The 13,631-nt window shown below is 70.6% G+C and carries 17 protein-coding genes; 11 read left to right on the top strand and 6 right to left on the bottom strand.

Annotation, left to right across the window (positions count from 1 at the left end; genetic code table 11):
- Window positions 1–84: 84 nt before the first annotated feature.
- Window positions 85–270: a putative acetyltransferase gene (locus IG98_RS0112995; protein ID WP_342666812.1), complete on the bottom strand. Its 186-nt coding sequence runs from the start codon at window positions 268–270 to the stop codon at window positions 85–87.
- A 160-nt stretch (window positions 271–430) separates the two neighbouring features.
- Between IG98_RS0112995 and fdxA the strand changes: the two genes are divergently transcribed.
- The 3 genes from fdxA to IG98_RS0112980 all read left to right on the top strand — a co-directional run bounded on the left by fdxA (window position 431) and on the right by IG98_RS0112980 (window position 2,808).
- Entirely contained in the window at window positions 431–757 is a 327-nt protein-coding gene (fdxA, locus tag IG98_RS0112990; RefSeq protein ID WP_030910647.1) for a ferredoxin, read from the top strand.
- Between the two features lie 288 nt (window positions 758–1,045).
- On the top strand, window positions 1,046–2,125 hold the full coding sequence (gene dapC, locus IG98_RS0112985) for a succinyldiaminopimelate transaminase (protein WP_030910645.1): 1,080 nt from the start codon (window positions 1,046–1,048) through the stop codon (window positions 2,123–2,125).
- Window positions 2,126–2,136: 11 nt separating this feature from the next.
- Window positions 2,137–2,808 (top strand): DUF4178 domain-containing protein, encoded by a 672-nt coding sequence (locus tag IG98_RS0112980; protein WP_030910644.1) that lies wholly within the window; start codon window positions 2,137–2,139, stop codon window positions 2,806–2,808.
- Window positions 2,809–2,868: 60 nt separating this feature from the next.
- On the opposite strand, the gene IG98_RS0112975 is transcribed toward IG98_RS0112980, so the two are convergent.
- Window positions 2,869–3,645: a hypothetical protein gene (locus IG98_RS0112975; protein ID WP_245651531.1), complete on the bottom strand. Its 777-nt coding sequence runs from the start codon at window positions 3,643–3,645 to the stop codon at window positions 2,869–2,871.
- Window positions 3,646–3,759: 114 nt separating this feature from the next.
- Between IG98_RS0112975 and IG98_RS0112970 the strand changes: the two genes are divergently transcribed.
- From IG98_RS0112970 to IG98_RS0112955, 4 genes are all read left to right on the top strand, one after another.
- Window positions 3,760–4,620: a 2,3,4,5-tetrahydropyridine-2,6-dicarboxylate N-succinyltransferase gene (locus IG98_RS0112970; protein ID WP_030910640.1), complete on the top strand. Its 861-nt coding sequence runs from the start codon at window positions 3,760–3,762 to the stop codon at window positions 4,618–4,620.
- An 88-nt stretch (window positions 4,621–4,708) separates the two neighbouring features.
- The gene (dapE, locus tag IG98_RS0112965) at window positions 4,709–5,770 is read left to right on the top strand and encodes a succinyl-diaminopimelate desuccinylase (protein ID WP_030910638.1); all 1,062 of its coding nucleotides are present in this window, start codon (window positions 4,709–4,711) and stop codon (window positions 5,768–5,770) included.
- Between the two features lie 281 nt (window positions 5,771–6,051).
- A complete protein-coding gene (locus IG98_RS0112960; RefSeq protein ID WP_030910636.1) occupies window positions 6,052–6,822 on the top strand; it encodes an LOG family protein in 771 nt (256 codons plus the stop codon).
- 20 nt (window positions 6,823–6,842) lie between these two features.
- Window positions 6,843–7,430: an LOG family protein gene (locus tag IG98_RS0112955; RefSeq protein WP_030910633.1), complete on the top strand. Its 588-nt coding sequence runs from the start codon at window positions 6,843–6,845 to the stop codon at window positions 7,428–7,430.
- Here the strand turns inward: IG98_RS0112955 and IG98_RS44780 are convergent.
- Entirely contained in the window at window positions 7,407–7,862 is a 456-nt protein-coding gene (locus IG98_RS44780) for a hypothetical protein (protein WP_051752036.1), read from the bottom strand. The two genes, IG98_RS0112955 and IG98_RS44780, sit on opposite strands and share 24 nt — an antisense overlap.
- A gap of 41 nt (window positions 7,863–7,903) precedes the next feature.
- Between IG98_RS44780 and IG98_RS46815 the strand changes: the two genes are divergently transcribed.
- Together IG98_RS46815 and IG98_RS0112940 are read left to right on the top strand one after the other, a co-directional pair.
- Window positions 7,904–8,653, top strand: coding sequence for a hypothetical protein (locus IG98_RS46815; protein ID WP_051752035.1), 750 nt, complete (start codon window positions 7,904–7,906; stop codon window positions 8,651–8,653).
- The gene (locus tag IG98_RS0112940; protein ID WP_051752034.1) at window positions 8,650–9,219 is read left to right on the top strand and encodes a DNA-3-methyladenine glycosylase I; all 570 of its coding nucleotides are present in this window, start codon (window positions 8,650–8,652) and stop codon (window positions 9,217–9,219) included. The genes IG98_RS46815 and IG98_RS0112940 overlap by 4 nt, the downstream gene beginning before the upstream one ends.
- 69 nt (window positions 9,220–9,288) lie before the next feature.
- Here IG98_RS0112940 and IG98_RS0112935 read toward each other — a convergent pair whose 3' ends face one another.
- Together IG98_RS0112935 and IG98_RS0112930 are read right to left on the bottom strand one after the other, a co-directional pair.
- Entirely contained in the window at window positions 9,289–10,071 is a 783-nt protein-coding gene (locus IG98_RS0112935) for an enoyl-CoA hydratase-related protein (RefSeq protein ID WP_030910624.1), read from the bottom strand.
- A 33-nt stretch (window positions 10,072–10,104) separates the two neighbouring features.
- Window positions 10,105–10,887 carry a PaaX family transcriptional regulator gene (locus IG98_RS0112930; RefSeq protein ID WP_030910620.1) on the bottom strand — a complete coding sequence of 261 codons (783 nt, stop codon included), beginning with the start codon at window positions 10,885–10,887 and terminating at the stop codon, window positions 10,105–10,107.
- A 189-nt stretch (window positions 10,888–11,076) separates the two neighbouring features.
- Here IG98_RS0112930 and IG98_RS48605 point away from each other — a divergent pair, with 189 nt between their 5' ends.
- Entirely contained in the window at window positions 11,077–11,244 is a 168-nt protein-coding gene (locus IG98_RS48605) for a DUF3117 domain-containing protein (protein ID WP_084195322.1), read from the top strand.
- A gap of 192 nt (window positions 11,245–11,436) precedes the next feature.
- Window positions 11,437–12,891, top strand: coding sequence for a leucyl aminopeptidase family protein (locus tag IG98_RS0112920; RefSeq protein WP_037970142.1), 1,455 nt, complete (start codon window positions 11,437–11,439; stop codon window positions 12,889–12,891).
- 54 nt (window positions 12,892–12,945) lie between these two features.
- On the opposite strand, the gene IG98_RS0112915 is transcribed toward IG98_RS0112920, so the two are convergent.
- Window positions 12,946–13,596 carry an O-methyltransferase gene (locus IG98_RS0112915; protein WP_030910614.1) on the bottom strand — a complete coding sequence of 217 codons (651 nt, stop codon included), beginning with the start codon at window positions 13,594–13,596 and terminating at the stop codon, window positions 12,946–12,948.
- Window positions 13,597–13,631: the final 35 nt, after the last annotated feature.

Raw genomic sequence — 13,631 nt, 5'->3', positions numbered from 1 at the left:
CCGGTCGAGCAGGCGCGGCCCTTCCTACCGGACGGCTTATACGTGTCTTGGCGAGCGGCTTACCCGAACGCCCCGGCGGGCGCCTCACGCGCGCGGGGGACGCGGCTCCTGGACCACCTTCGCCGCGGCGAGTGTTTCCTCGCCGATCTCGACCAGCGTGCCGTCCCGTTTGCGCACGCCGAGCACGCCGTCCCGCCAGAACTCCAACTCGCCCACCGCGTCCCGGAATCCCTCGGGAACCCGTCTCCGCGTGGTGACTCTTTTGCCCACGTCAGAGGGGGTTATGGTGATATTCAGGCGAGCACCGAAACCAAGGGCCATCGACTTTTGCCCCCTCCCGTTTCAGACACGTGGCGGGCCCGGCAATACTAGGGCTAAGCAACCCGCGGTCGAAGTCGTGCCTAGGTGCGTAAAGAAGAAGGAGCCCGAGGTGACCTACGTCATCGCGCAGCCTTGCGTGGACGTCCTGGACAAGGCATGCATCGAGGAGTGCCCTGTCGATTGCATCTACGAGGGGGGACGGATGCTCTACATCCACCCCGACGAATGCGTCGACTGCGGCGCGTGCGAACCCGTCTGTCCGGTGGAGGCCATCTTCTACGAGGACGACCTTCCCGAGCAGTGGAAGGAATTCTACAAGGCGAACGTGGACTTCTTCGAGGACCTGGGGTCGCCCGGCGGCGCCTCCAAGGTCGGCAAGATCGAGAAGGACCACCCGGTCGTCGAGGCTCTGCCCCCGCAGGCCGAGAGCCACTAGGTCCTGTCCGGCGGATCTTGCCGTGGCGAGGATCGGTCGGCTGCCGCCTCGCTGAGCGAAGGAGGTCGCCGCGGCGTGCCGCGGCGACCGGCGACAACGCGGCGAGGTGCCGCCCGACCGGCCGCGGTGGGTGAAAGATCCAAAGGACGGGGCCGGCATCGGAGGGGTGCGAGATCGTTCCTCCGGTGCGTGCCGCCGGCAGATCCGACAGAGCGAAAGACGACGGCTGAATCAAGTGAGCGCCACTTCCAACCGGTCAGAGAACCCGAACGTGTCCGCGAGGCTCCGATGATCGGCCTGCCGGACTTTCCGTGGGACCGGCTCACGCCGCTGAAGGAACTGGCGGCGTCGCACCCCGACGGGATCGTCGACCTTTCGGTGGGCACCCCCGTCGATCCGGTGCCCGCCATCGTGCGCCAGGCGCTCGCGGACGCCTCGGACAGCCCCGGATACCCGCAGACCTACGGTTCCGAGCGCCTCCGCTCGGCCGCGGCCGGATGGCTGCGGCGCAGGCACGGAGTGATCCTCGACCAGGCGAACGTGCTGCCGCTGATCGGTTCCAAGGAACTGGTGGCCTGGCTGCCGACACTGCTCGGTGTCGGGCCGGGGCAACGAGTGATCTTCCCCGAGCTGGCCTACCCCACCTACGACGTGGGAGCCCGTCTCGCGGGCGCCGAGCCGTACGCCGCCGACGGGCTGCTCGCGCTCGGGCCCGAGCGGGTGCCGCTGGTCTGGGTCAACTCCCCGTCCAATCCGACGGGTAAGGTCCTGCCCGCCGAGCACCTGCGCAAGGTCGTCTCGTGGGCGCGTGAGCGCGGCGCGGTCGTGGCCTCCGACGAGTGCTACATCGAGCTGGGCTGGGAGGAGCAGCCGGTCTCGATCCTGCACCCGGACGTCTGTGGCGGCTCGCACGAGGGCCTGCTGGCGGTGCACTCGCTGTCCAAGCGCTCCAACCTGGCCGGCTACCGCGCCGGGTTCGCCGCCGGGGACCCCGCGCTGATCAAGCGGCTGCTGGAGATACGCAAGCACGCCGGCATGATGATGCCCGCGCCGGTCCAGGCGGCGATGGCCGTCGCCCTGGACGACGACGAGCACGCCGAGGAGCAGCGGGCCCGCTACGCCGCCCGCCGCGCGGCGCTCCGCCCCGCCCTGGAGGCGGCCGGTTGGAAGATCGAGCACTCCACGGCGGGTCTGTACCTGTGGGCGTCCAACGGGACGGGCTGCTGGGAGCAGGTTCGCGCACTGGCCGACAGGGGGATCCTGGTCGCTCCCGGCGACTTCTACGGGACCGCGGGCGAGGGACACATCAGGGTCGCCGTGACGGCCGTCGACGAACGCATCAGTGCGGCTGTGCGCCGCCTCCAGTAGGATCGCGCGGCATGACCCCCGAGGTCGCCGTGATACTCGGTCTGAGTGTGGTCACCCTTGTTCTGTTGCTCGGCGCGTTCTTCGCGACGACGCGTCAGGACAGGGGGGCCGACGATCCCGAGCCTCCCGGCGAGAGCCCCCCCTCCTCCTCGGTTGGGGCCGCGCAGCCGCCCCAACCGGCCATGGGCCATGTCGGCATCGACTACCCCGACCCCCGTACGATCAAGGTCGGCGACACGATCGAATGCCAGGGGGCGCGCAGCCGCGTTCTCGGCGCCCTGTACCTGTCATGGCAGGGCACCCAGTGGACCGAGTACCTCCTCGACGACGGCACCCGCCGCTACCAGTGGCTCTCGATCCAGATGCACGACGGCCTGGCGACCGGCGAACCGCCGCACCTGGAGGTGCTGCTGTGGACGCAGGTGCCCACCGAGGGCATGATCCCCGCCAAGACCACCCTGAGCGTTGAGGGGGTCGACTTCCTGCCCATCGACCGTGGCACCGCGGCCTTCCGCGGCGAGGGCGTCACCTCGATGCCCGAGCGGGGCCTGCTCGACTTCGCCGACTACCGGGCGGCCGACGGCCGCCTGCTCAGCTTCGAACGCCTGCAGGGCCGGCGCTGGAGAGCCTCGCACGCCCAGCCCCTGGCTCCCGGCACGATCAGGATCGAGAAGAAGGGCTGAGATCCGCGGCCGGGACGGGGCCTTTTGGGCATGATGTCGATCCGGCCACCTGCCACCGGATCACTGGGATATCTCGACCTTCCCCGCGGGCACCTTGGGGTCGGCCTGCCAGCCGTCGTGGCCGTTCGCGGAGACCCAGGACTGGCCGTCGTAGCGGATCCTGGTCAGCCCGAACTCCTTGGCATGGGCGATCGACCAGCCGGCCACCAGCCAGCCGCGCCTGCGCGACGGGGCCTCGAACGCGGCCCCGAGTGCCCTGGTGAGCTCGCGCTTCGCCGCACCCGTGTCGGGGCGCGGGCTCTTGCCAGAGGGAACGGGGAACCAGCAGTGCACGGCCCTGGGGACGCGTCCGGTGAACGCCGCGGCGAGGATCTTCCCGTCCTCCTCGTGCTGGGCGTACGCCGACCCGTCGGCCGAGCGCTGCACCGCCTGGGCCGCCTCGTGGAGCGGCAGTTTCCGGTACCCCTTCACCTTCACCAGTGCGGCGAAGAACTTCTCCGAGGCGTAGACGGGATCGATGAGCTGGCCGGGTTTTCCCCAGCCCTGGGAGGGCCGCTGCTGGAACACGCCGACCGAGTCGCGGTCGCCGCCCCTCAGGTTCTCCAGCTTCGACTCCTGGATGGCGGTGGCGTAGGCGATCACGGCGGCCCGCTCGGGCAGCTTCCTGCGGGCCGCAACGGCCGCGATGGCCGCCGCCACCTGGGCCTGCGCGATGTCCAGGTCCAGCGAGCCCTCCGGAGTCGTGACCCTGCACCCCTCGCCGAGGTCGACGAATGGTTTCGCCCGTTTGAGCAGGGCGAACAGACCCGCGGTGATGGCCACCACGAGTACGGCCACGATCGCGATGATCGCGATAACCCCTTTTGAGAAGCGCCCTCGCACGGTCAAGAACCTACCGGTCCCCGCGATTGCTCAGCCTGTGATAACGCTGTGAACACTAGGCTCCGGGCCATGATCCAGAGCGATGCCAGCCCGCTGCCCGCGGCCGTCGACGAGCTGTGGCGGCGCCGGGCCGAGCTGAGCCCCGCCGACACCGAGGCCCGCGCCGTCGTGGTGAGCGCGGTGGACATGCTCGACGGTGGAAAGGCCCGGGTGGCGGAGGTCTCCCCCACCGGCGAGGTGGTCGTGGACGAGCGCGCCCGGCGGGCCGTCATGCTCGCCTTCCGGGTGCTCGGCATGGCCAGGTCCCAGGTGGGTGACTTCCATCACCATGATCGCCTTCCGCTGAAGACCTCCGTCGACGGGGTACGCGTCGTGCCGGGGGCGATCGCCCGTTGGGGCGCCTACCTGGCGCGGGGTGTGGTGCTGATGCCCTCGTTCGTCGACATCGGCGCCCACCTGGACGAGGGCAGCACCGTGGACACCTGGGTCTCGATCGGTTCGTGCGCCCAGATCGGCAAGAACGTCCACCTGGCCGGCGGGGCCGGGGTCGGAGCGGCGGGTGGCCAGGACGGCGAGGAGGGCTCCGGCGCCGCGGGGGAGCCGTCGAGGGCCGCGCCCGCGGTCGTCGAGGACGGCGCGCTGATCGGCCGCCGTGCGGTGATCGCCGAGGGGGCCCGGGTGGGCCGGGGCGCCGTGGTCGGCGCCGGGACGATCCTGTCGGGCTCGACCCCTGTCGTCGACGTGCGGACGGGAGAGGAACTCGGCCGCGGCCGCGTTCCGGACTGGTGTGTGGTGGCAGGGGGGACCCGGTGGCGCGAGTTTCCCGGCGGTACCTTCGGCCTGCGCTGCGTGCTGGTGCTTGAGCGCCTGGAGGAGGGCCGCAGGCCCGGCGAGGTCGAACTCGACCGGATGCTGCACGGACACGGATAGGCGGCCTGCTCGGCATGCCGCACGGACACGGATGGGGGCGGCGGGGGTGGGCTCGTCCGGATCCCGCACGGGCACTAGGGTCGCGGGCATGAGTACGCGTCTGGATCTCACTCAGGATGTCGGGGAGCTCACCGCCCGGATCGTGGACGTCGAGTCGGTCAGCGGCGATGAGAAGGCACTGGCCGACGCCGTGGAGGAGGCCCTCCGGCTCCTCCCGCACCTGACGGTCGAGCGCGACGGCGAGTCGATCGTGGCCCGTACCCGGCTGGGCCTCGGTGAGCGGGTGGTGATCGCCGGGCACCTGGACACGGTCCCCGTCGCCGGCAACCTGCCCAGCCGGGTCGAGGGCGACCTGCTCTACGGCTGCGGCACCTCGGACATGAAGTCCGGCGTCGCGGTCGCCCTGAAGCTGGCGGCGACCCTCCCGGAACCCAGCAGGGACGTGACCTACGTCTTCTACGACTGCGAGGAGATCGAGGCCGAACGCAACGGCCTGCTCAGGCTCAGCCGCAGGCACCCCGACTGGCTCGCGGGGGACTTCGCGGTGCTCATGGAACCCACCGACGGCACGATCGAGGGCGGCTGCCAGGGCACCCTCAGGGCCCAGATCGTCACCCGGGGCAAGCGGGCGCACAGTGCCAGATCCTGGTTCGGGGTCAACGCGATCCACGCCGCCCAGCCGGTGCTCGCGATCCTGAACGCCTACGAGGCGAGGCTGCCCGTCGTCGACGGGCTGGAGTACCACGAGGGCCTGAACGCGGTGGGCATCGGCGGTGGCGTCGCGGGCAACGTGATCCCGGACGAGTGCGTGGTGACGGTGAACTACCGCTTCGCTCCCGACCTGTCGCTGGAGGAGGCGCGGGCCCATGTGAGCGAGGTGTTCGAGGGGTACGAGGTCCGCTTCACCGACGGCGCGGCCGCCGCACGGCCCGGCCTGACCCATCCGGTGGCGGCGGCCTTCGTCGACGCCGTGGGCGGAACACCGAGGGCCAAGCTCGGCTGGACCGACGTCTCGCTCTTCGCCGATCTCGGTGTGCCCGCCGTCAACTACGGCCCCGGAGACCCGAATATGGCGCACCAGCAGGGGGAGTTCGTCTCACTGAAGAAGATCGCCGACTGCGAGCGCGGAATGCTCGGCTGGCTGTCGTGAAAGGCCGGGTTCACCCGGCCGGACGTGTCGTTCACGGCGGGGCACGGCATCCGGCGGGTGCGATCCGTTCCGCTCTGACGTGGGCGGTTACCCCGCGAGGGGCCGGAGCGAGGTGGGGCGCAAATGAAAGTGGCTTTCCTCGCCGGCCATTTGGCGGGGAAAGCCACTTTCAGTCCCGAGCAGCACCCTCGTGCAGTTAGACGCGCCCTCGTCAAAATTCGGTTCCATGTTTTCATGGAGATTTTTCAAGATTTTTCTGGGACGGCACTACGGTGTCCCGCATGAAGAAAACACGTCCTGAACGCCGCCAGGGAGCCGCGGTGGTCCGCGGTGACCTCGTCTCCGACTCCACCTACGACCAGCGGCTTCTTGACAGGAGAGGGCCGGCCGACTGGCTGCACATGGACCCCTGGCGGGTGATGCGGATCCAGGCCGAGTTCGTGGAGGGCTTCGGCCAGCTCGCCGAGCTGCCCCAGGCGGTGACCGTGTTCGGATCCGCGCGTACCCCTGCGGGCACCCCCGAGTACGAGATGGGGATCGAGCTGGGGAAGCGGCTCTCCGAGGCGGGCTACGCCGTGATCACCGGCGGCGGGCCCGGCTGCATGGAGGCCGCCAACAGGGGGGCGGCGGAGTCCGGCGGCGTCTCGGTCGGCCTGGGCATCGAGCTGCCCTTCGAACAGAGCATGAACGAGTACGTCGACCTCGGCATCGAGTTCCGCTACTTCTTCGTGCGCAAGACCATGTTCGTGAAGTACTCCTGCGGCTTCATCACGCTGCCCGGCGGGTTCGGCACCCTGGACGAGCTGTTCGAGGCACTCACCCTGGTCCAGACGGGGAAGGTCACCTCCTTCCCCGTGGTGCTGATGGGCACCGAGTTCTGGGGCGACCTGATCGGCTGGATCAGGAACACCCTCGTGCGGACCGGCAAGATCTCCGCCCGGGACGCGGATCTCATCCACGTCACCGACGATGTGGACGAGGCGGTCCGGATCATCGTGGAGGCCGACCGCACCAGGGGCGGGCGGGTCAGGGACGAGCGGAGAAGCCCGTGACCCTCGAATAGGGTCGGGGCGTGTTCATATGCGTATTCCTCGCGTCTAGTCAGAGAATCGACAAGAAGTACCAGGAGCTGGCCGAGGAGGTCGGTGCGGAGCTCGCCAGGCGCGGGCACGGCCTGGTGAGTGGAGGGGCCAGGGTCTCCTGCATGGGCGCGATCGCCCGGGCGGCCCGTGCGGGCGGCGCCCGCACCGTGGGCGTGATCCCCCAGTCACTGGTGGACATCGAGCTCGCGGACGAGCACGCCGACGAGCTGGTGATCACCGGCGACATGCGCGAGCGCAAGGGGGTCATGGACGCCCGCTCCGACGCCTTCCTGGTGCTGCCGGGCGGCATCGGAACGCTGGAGGAGCTGTTCGAGATCTGGACGTCCCGCACGCTGGGCCTGCACGACAAGCCCCTGGTGGTCCTCGACCCGTGGGGCATCTACCGGCCGCTGCGGGACCTGGTCGAGGGCATGCAGGAGGCGGGCTTCACCCGGCCGAACGTCTTCGACGCCATCTCCTGGACCGCCACGGTCGACGAGGCGTTCCGGTTGCTGGAGAAGTCGACCAGGCACCTGGAACCGAGTGCCGAGGAACTAGGCGAGGCCACGGCGGGTTAGCGCGGGTGGACGCCGCCCGGCGAGCGAGTCGGTCATCTCGACCGCGAGCCGCACCTGTTCCCGGCGATCCGTACGGAACACGCGGGCACCCGCCCAGGCGCAGATCGAGGCCGCGGTGAGCTCCGCGGCCTCGGCGTCCCGCCCGTCTTCGGCGGTGACGGCGACCTCCCCGGTCCTCCCGGCGGCGGCCAGCCTGGCGGGGGTGACGACCACGGTGTGCCCGGCGCGGACGAGCTCCTCGACCTCCCTGATCGAGTGGGCCTCGACCCAGCCGGGTTCGCCCGGATCGCCGGGTCCGAGCACGAGAGGGGCCGCCGGTGGGACCGGTGGGACCGCTCCGGTCCGCTCGCTCGGAGAGGCCGGGGTCCGGTCGTCGCCCGCCTCGGCGGAGGCGGGCGGGAGGCTGCTCTCTTCAGGGAACGGAGGAGTCACGACCCGATCCTAGGTCAGCGGAGTTGTGGCACGATTCATATGTGCTGGTCGTATTAGCCCTCGCTGCCGTAGCCGTCATCGCCAGTGTCACGGTGGTCGCCATGGGGCGGGGGGGTGAGCTGAGCGAGTTCGCTCCCGACGTGCCTCCGCTGGACCTGCCCAAGGGCGGCCAGCTCGGTGCCGTCGACTTCATGGCGCTCCAGCTCCCGGTGAGCCTCGTCGGCTATCACACCCAGAGCGTGGACGAGGCGCTGAACCGGGTCGCCGGAGCCCTGAGCGAGCGTGACACCAGGATCGCCGTGCTGGAGCAGCGGGTGGCCGAGCTGCTCGCCGGCAGGCTCCAGGCCCGCCACGAGCTCAAAGGCGGCCTGTCCGCCACCCTGCGCGAACTTGAGGCGCCGTACGAGCTCTCCGGCCACGGCAGGCCCGTGGCGGGCAAGGAGCGTTCCGGCGGGTCGTCCGCCGTTTCGCTCACCGAGCGCGAGGCGCCGCACCGGCTCTTCGACGCGGCCGATCCCGTGCCGGACCCCGTGCCGGACGAGGGGGATTCCGGCGGGTCACCGGCCGTTCCGCGGGCTGAGCAGGGGCCGGAAGGGGCCGATGGGCTTCCCGAGGCGGATGAGAGTTCTGTGGCGGAGCGGGTCTCCTCGCCGCCCGAGCCGTCCCGGGTGCCGGACTCCCCGCCCGCTTCCCCGACCGCTTCTGGGGCCTCGTCGGAGCCGTCCTCCGATGCCGTCGGCGTTCACCCCGGTGAGTTGCCGGGGACGGACAAGAAAGAGGAATCCCGTTGACCGAGACCTCGCGACCCGTCGTGCCCGTGGAGCTCGTGCGCTGTGGGTGGGTGAGCGCGGCCCCCGACTACATCGCCTACCACGACGAGGAGTGGGGCCACCCGGTCACCGGAGACGACCGGGTGTTCGAGCGGATCACGCTGGAGGCGTTCCAGTCCGGCCTGTCCTGGATCACCATCCTGCGCAAGCGGGAGAACTTCCGTGCCGCCTTCGAGGGGTTCTCCATTCCGGCCGTGGCCGCCTTCGGCGAGCAGGACGTCGAACGCCTGCTCGGCGACGCGGGCATCGTCAGGAACCGGGCCAAGATCGAGGCGACGATCGCCAACGCGAGGGCCGCGCTCGGCATCGGCCTGTCCGACCTCGTCTGGAGTCACGCGGACCCCGGCTCGCCGATCCCGAAGACCCCGGCGGACCTGCCCGCCCAGACCTCCGGTTCCAAGGCGCTGGCCAAGGAGCTCAAGTCACACGGCTTCCGTTTCGTCGGCCCGACCACCGCCTACGCGCTGATGCAGGCCATCGGCCTCGTCAACGACCACCTGGCCGACTGCTGGACACGCCGGGCCTGACGGCCTCCCCTCTCGCCCCGCGAGGGGGGAGGCGTGCGGGCGGCGGTCAGCCGGCCTCCCGGCGGGCCGTCAGCGGCCTTGGAAGACCGGCCGCTCCTTGGCGAGGAAGGCACGGGTCGCGTTCAGGTGGTCGTCGGTCCTGGCGCAGGCGTCCTGGAGGTCGGCTTCCAGCTCCAGGGCCTCGGCCAGCGAACTGGTCGAGGCGAACCGCAGGGCGCGCTTGGTGGCCGTGTAGGCGCTCGTGGGCCCCTGTGCCAGCCGTACGGCCAGCGCGCGGGCCGCGGTGCCCAGCTCGTCGGCGGGAATGACCTGGGAGACGATCCCGAGTTCGAGCGCGCGGGCCGAGCCGATCGGCTCGCCGAGCAGTAGCAGCTCCGCCGCGCGGCCCGCGCCGACCAGGCGCTGCAGGGTCCAGGAGGCGCCCGAGTCCGGGGCCAGGGCGATGCCGGAGAAGGCCATCGCGAACCTGGCCTTCTCCGAGGCGATTCGCAGGTCGCAGGCGAAGGCCAGCGCGGCGCCCGCGCCTGCGGCGACGCCGTTCACCGCCGCGACGACCGGCTTGTCCATCTCGGTGATCATGCGGACGATCGGGTTATACCGCGTACGTACCGTGTCGTCCAGGCCCCGGCCGGCCTCCAGGTTCGCGGCGTGCTCGCTCAGGTCCTGGCCGGCACAGAACGCCCGCCCCGTCCCGGTCAGCAGCACCGCCCGCACGGCACGCTCCTGCGACGCCGCGGTCACCGCCTCAAGCAGGGCGGTCTTCGCCCGGGAGGTCAGCGAGTTCATCGCCTCCGGCCGATTGATGACGATGGTGGCGACGGCGTCGTCGACGGAGTAGAGAACGTCGTTCAACAAGGGCTCCTTCAGGCTTCTCGGCTCCGCCTGTTACGGCTCGCCGAGGTGGCGGTCGACGAAGGCGGCGGCGGCTGGGAGCAACCGTCCGGCCTCGTGTTCGAAGTAGATTCTGGCCTGCTCTCCCGGCCAGCCTCCCGGCAGGAGCTCGGTTGGGAGCCCGGGGTCGTGGAACAGGAAGTTGCGCCAGCCGTGCAGCAGCCTGCTGCGGACGGCGAACACCCGGGCGTCGCTCGCGTTGCCGGGCAACTCGCCGATCAGGTCCATCGCCTGAGCCAGCCATCTCCGGTAGGCGGCACCGATGCGGTCCAGGTCCCATGTCCTGGCGGCCAGTGCCGCAGGATCGCCGTCGAGCACCGCGTCGAACCGTTCGGCGCCCACGCCCTCGCGGCTGAGGATCGTCTCCAGTTCGGGGGAGGGCCGGGGCCCGAGCCAGGTGGTCTCGGACAGGGGCGCGTACCCGATGAAGGAGAGCTCGGCCCGGAGGCGTTCCCTTCTGGACCGCTCGCGCACGGGCTCCAGCACCAGGATGTGCCATCGGCCGTTCCAGGTGATCGTCCCAACTCGGTAAATTCTCAGCGCGGCCTCGTCGAGGCGGCGCACGCACTTGGGGATGACCTCGTAGCCGGGGCCTCCGGGCAACCGGGCGGGCGCCAGCCAGCCTTGCCGTACCATCCGCGAGATGGCGGTGCGCACGGCCGGAGCGGCGATGTCCAGCGGGGCGAGCAGGCGGACGAGGGCGGCCACGGACGCGTGGCCGCCCCGGGATCTGAGGTGGTCCCCATACAGATCGAAGAGCGCGGCGCGGGCGTTCACGAGGACAAGTTTGGCCGTCCGGGGGGTCTCGGACAACGGTCTTGATCGCCGGATGAGCCGACGCTGAGATTGATCGTTCCCATTCTCCGTGCGGAGGCGGGATAATAGGACATCACAGAAGACGTGAATGCGTCGGCCACCCTCGGGTCAGTCGGAGATCCGGAGCCCGAAGCAGGAAGGGATACACGCATGGCGGCTATGAAGCCGAGGACCGGTGATGGTCCGCTGGAGGTCGTCAAGGAAGGCAGGGGGATCGTCATGCGGGTTCCTCTGGAGGGTGGCGGCCGTCTCGTCGTTGAGCTCTCCGCGGACGAGGCAAGCGCTCTTGGTGAGGAACTCAAGAAAATCGTCGGTTGATACCGATCTAAGACAAAGTGGCGGAGCCGGGCCCTATTTGAGCTTGCTCGGGGAGCATGACACCTGCGATGGCCCGCGCGACCGACGATGAACACGGCCCTGGCCGTCGGACCGCCTTGCGGCGGCTCGCGCCAGGGCCGCGGTGTTCCCCCGGCGTCTCTCTCCTGCCGGGCCTGACGACTGGAGTCATCCATGCCCATCTCCCCCTGTCTGCTCCTGCCCCGCGTGCCCTATGCCCAGGGGCCGTTCGCCGGGGAGGACGCCGAGGCCGAGTCCTTCGGCGCCGCCGAGTTGCTCGCCGTTCCCTTCGCCGAGGATCTCGCACCCGAGATCGAGCTGCCGGTGCCCGTGGCGGCGTTGCTCGCCCACTACCAGGCCAAGGGCGAGGCGGGTGAGATCGTCGAGGTTCCCGTCGCGAACGGCGACGCCGTGAGCCGGGTGCTCCTCTACGGAGTCGGAGACGGGTCGGCGACGGCCCTGCGCAAGGCCGGCGCGGCGGTGGCGCGGCGTGGTAAGGGCAAGGACGCCATCAGGATCGTGCTGCCCGGCGGGCCGGTGGCGGCCTTCGTGGAGGGCGCGCTGCTGGCCACGTACACCTTCAGGGTCGGCGAGGCGAAGTCCCCGGTGACGACGCTCGAATTCGTCGGAGACGGGGTCGAGGCGGAGATCTCCGACGCGGAGGTGATCGCCGGGGCCGTCGCGCTCGCCAGGGACCTGGCCAACACCCCGTCCTCGGTGAAGTCACCGGCCTGGCTCGCCGAGCGCGCCGCCGAGCAGGGCGTCGCCGTGCGGGTGTGGGACGAGCGGGAACTGCGCTCCGGCGGGTTCGGCGGCCTCCTCGCCGTCGGGAAGGGGTCGGTGAACCCGCCCCGGCTGATCCAGCTCTCCTACCGGCCCGAGGGTGCGACGCGCCACGTGGTCCTGGTCGGCAAGGGCATCACGTACGACACCGGCGGACTGTCGCTCAAGCCGACCGCCGGCATGGTGTTCATGAAGACCGACATGGCCGGCGGAGCGGTGGTCATCGCAGTCCTGGGCGCGCTGGCCTCGCTCGGCGTGCCGATCCGGGTCACCGGCCTGATCGCGGCCGCCGAGAACTCCTTCTCCGGTTCGGCCCAGCGCCCCTCGGACGTGATCACACAGTACGGCGGCCGGACCGTGGAGGTGCTCAACACCGACGCCGAGGGCCGCCTGGTGCTGGCCGACGCGCTGGCCTACGCCGACGCGGAGCTCGACCCGGACGTCATGGTCGACATCGCCACGCTGACCGGGGCGATCAGCGTGGCCCTGAGCAAGAGTCTCGGCGCGGTCTTCGCCTCCGAGGACGCGCTGGCCGGCGCGCTGGTCGAGGCGGGGGAGGCCAGTGGGGAGCGGCTCTGGCGGATGCCGCTGATCGAGGACTACCTTCCCGCGCTCGACTCGTCGGTGGCCGACCTGACCAACATCGAGGCCGGATCGACCTACGGCGCGGGTTCCGTCACCGCGGCGCTGTTCCTGCGCGAGTTCACCGGCGGGCGGCCCTGGGCACACCTGGACATCGCCGGCGTCGGCCGTAGCGGCGCGGACGAGGGGCTCTTCAGCAAGGGAGCCACCGGATACGGCGTGCGCCTGCTGCTCGAATGGCTGGCGGGACTCCAGGAGCGGTGATCACACGGCGGGCGGGACGGTGTCGTCGTCCCGCCCCCGGTCGGGTGGCCGCCGTCAGTCGGAGAGCTTGACGGCCGCCAGGATGCCGTCTCCGAGAGGCATCATCAGCGGGCGGAGCCGTTCGTCGGAGCGGACGAGCTTGCCGAGTTCCCTGATGGAGACCGTGTCGGGGTCCCGCTGCGCGGGGTCGGCCACCCGGTTGCCCCAGAGGGCGTTGTCGAAGACGACGATGCCGCCGACCCGGAGCAGTCGGACGGACTCGGCCAGGTAGTCGGCGTACTCGTGCATGGCGCCGTCGCAGAAGACCAGGTCGTAGCCGCCGTCGGACAGCCGGGGGAGCACGTCGAGGGCGCGGCCGGTGATCAGGCGGGTCCGCCCCCCGGAGAATCCGGCCTGGGCGAAGCTCTGCCTGGCCAGTCGCTGGTGCTCCGGTTCCACGTCCACGCTGGTGAGCGTGCCGTCCTGGCGCATGCCGCGGAGCAGCCACAGACCTGACACCCCGCAGCCGGTGCCGATCTCCACGACGGCACGGGCGTTGATGGCGGTGGCGAGGAAGCAGAGAGCGGCGCCGCCGCCGGGCAGGATCGGGGGCGCTCCCACCTCGGTGCCGCGCATGCGCGCGGCCAGCAGGATGTCGTCCTCCCTGTGGAACTCATCGGCATAGGCCAGAGTGGCCTCCAACGGACTTGTCGGCGTCTCTGCCATCGGCCTCTCCTCCCGCTTTCTCCGTACACAGTCAT

The sequence above is a fragment of the Streptosporangium amethystogenes genome (assembly GCF_000721075.1).
Lineage (GTDB): Bacteria > Actinomycetota > Actinomycetes > Streptosporangiales > Streptosporangiaceae > Streptosporangium > Streptosporangium amethystogenes.
This window is presented reverse-complemented; position numbering and strand designations above follow the sequence as displayed.

Bases quoted from the DNA above. Each gene is read 5' to 3' on its own strand.
- IG98_RS0112970 (WP_030910640.1), top strand. From the start codon at position 3,760: ATGATCCAGAGCGATGCCAGCCCGCTGCCCGCGGCCGTCGACGAGCTG.
- IG98_RS0112915 (WP_030910614.1), bottom strand. From the start codon at position 13,596: ATGGCAGAGACGCCGACAAGTCCGTTGGAGGCCACTCTGGCCTATGCC.
- IG98_RS0112960 (WP_030910636.1), top strand. From the start codon at position 6,052: ATGAAGAAAACACGTCCTGAACGCCGCCAGGGAGCCGCGGTGGTCCGC.
- IG98_RS48605 (WP_084195322.1), top strand. From the start codon at position 11,077: ATGGCGGCTATGAAGCCGAGGACCGGTGATGGTCCGCTGGAGGTCGTC.
- IG98_RS0112980 (WP_030910644.1), top strand. From the start codon at position 2,137: ATGACCCCCGAGGTCGCCGTGATACTCGGTCTGAGTGTGGTCACCCTT.
- dapE (WP_030910638.1), top strand. From the start codon at position 4,709: ATGAGTACGCGTCTGGATCTCACTCAGGATGTCGGGGAGCTCACCGCC.
- dapC (WP_030910645.1), top strand. From the start codon at position 1,046: ATGATCGGCCTGCCGGACTTTCCGTGGGACCGGCTCACGCCGCTGAAG.
- IG98_RS0112920 (WP_037970142.1), top strand. From the start codon at position 11,437: ATGCCCATCTCCCCCTGTCTGCTCCTGCCCCGCGTGCCCTATGCCCAG.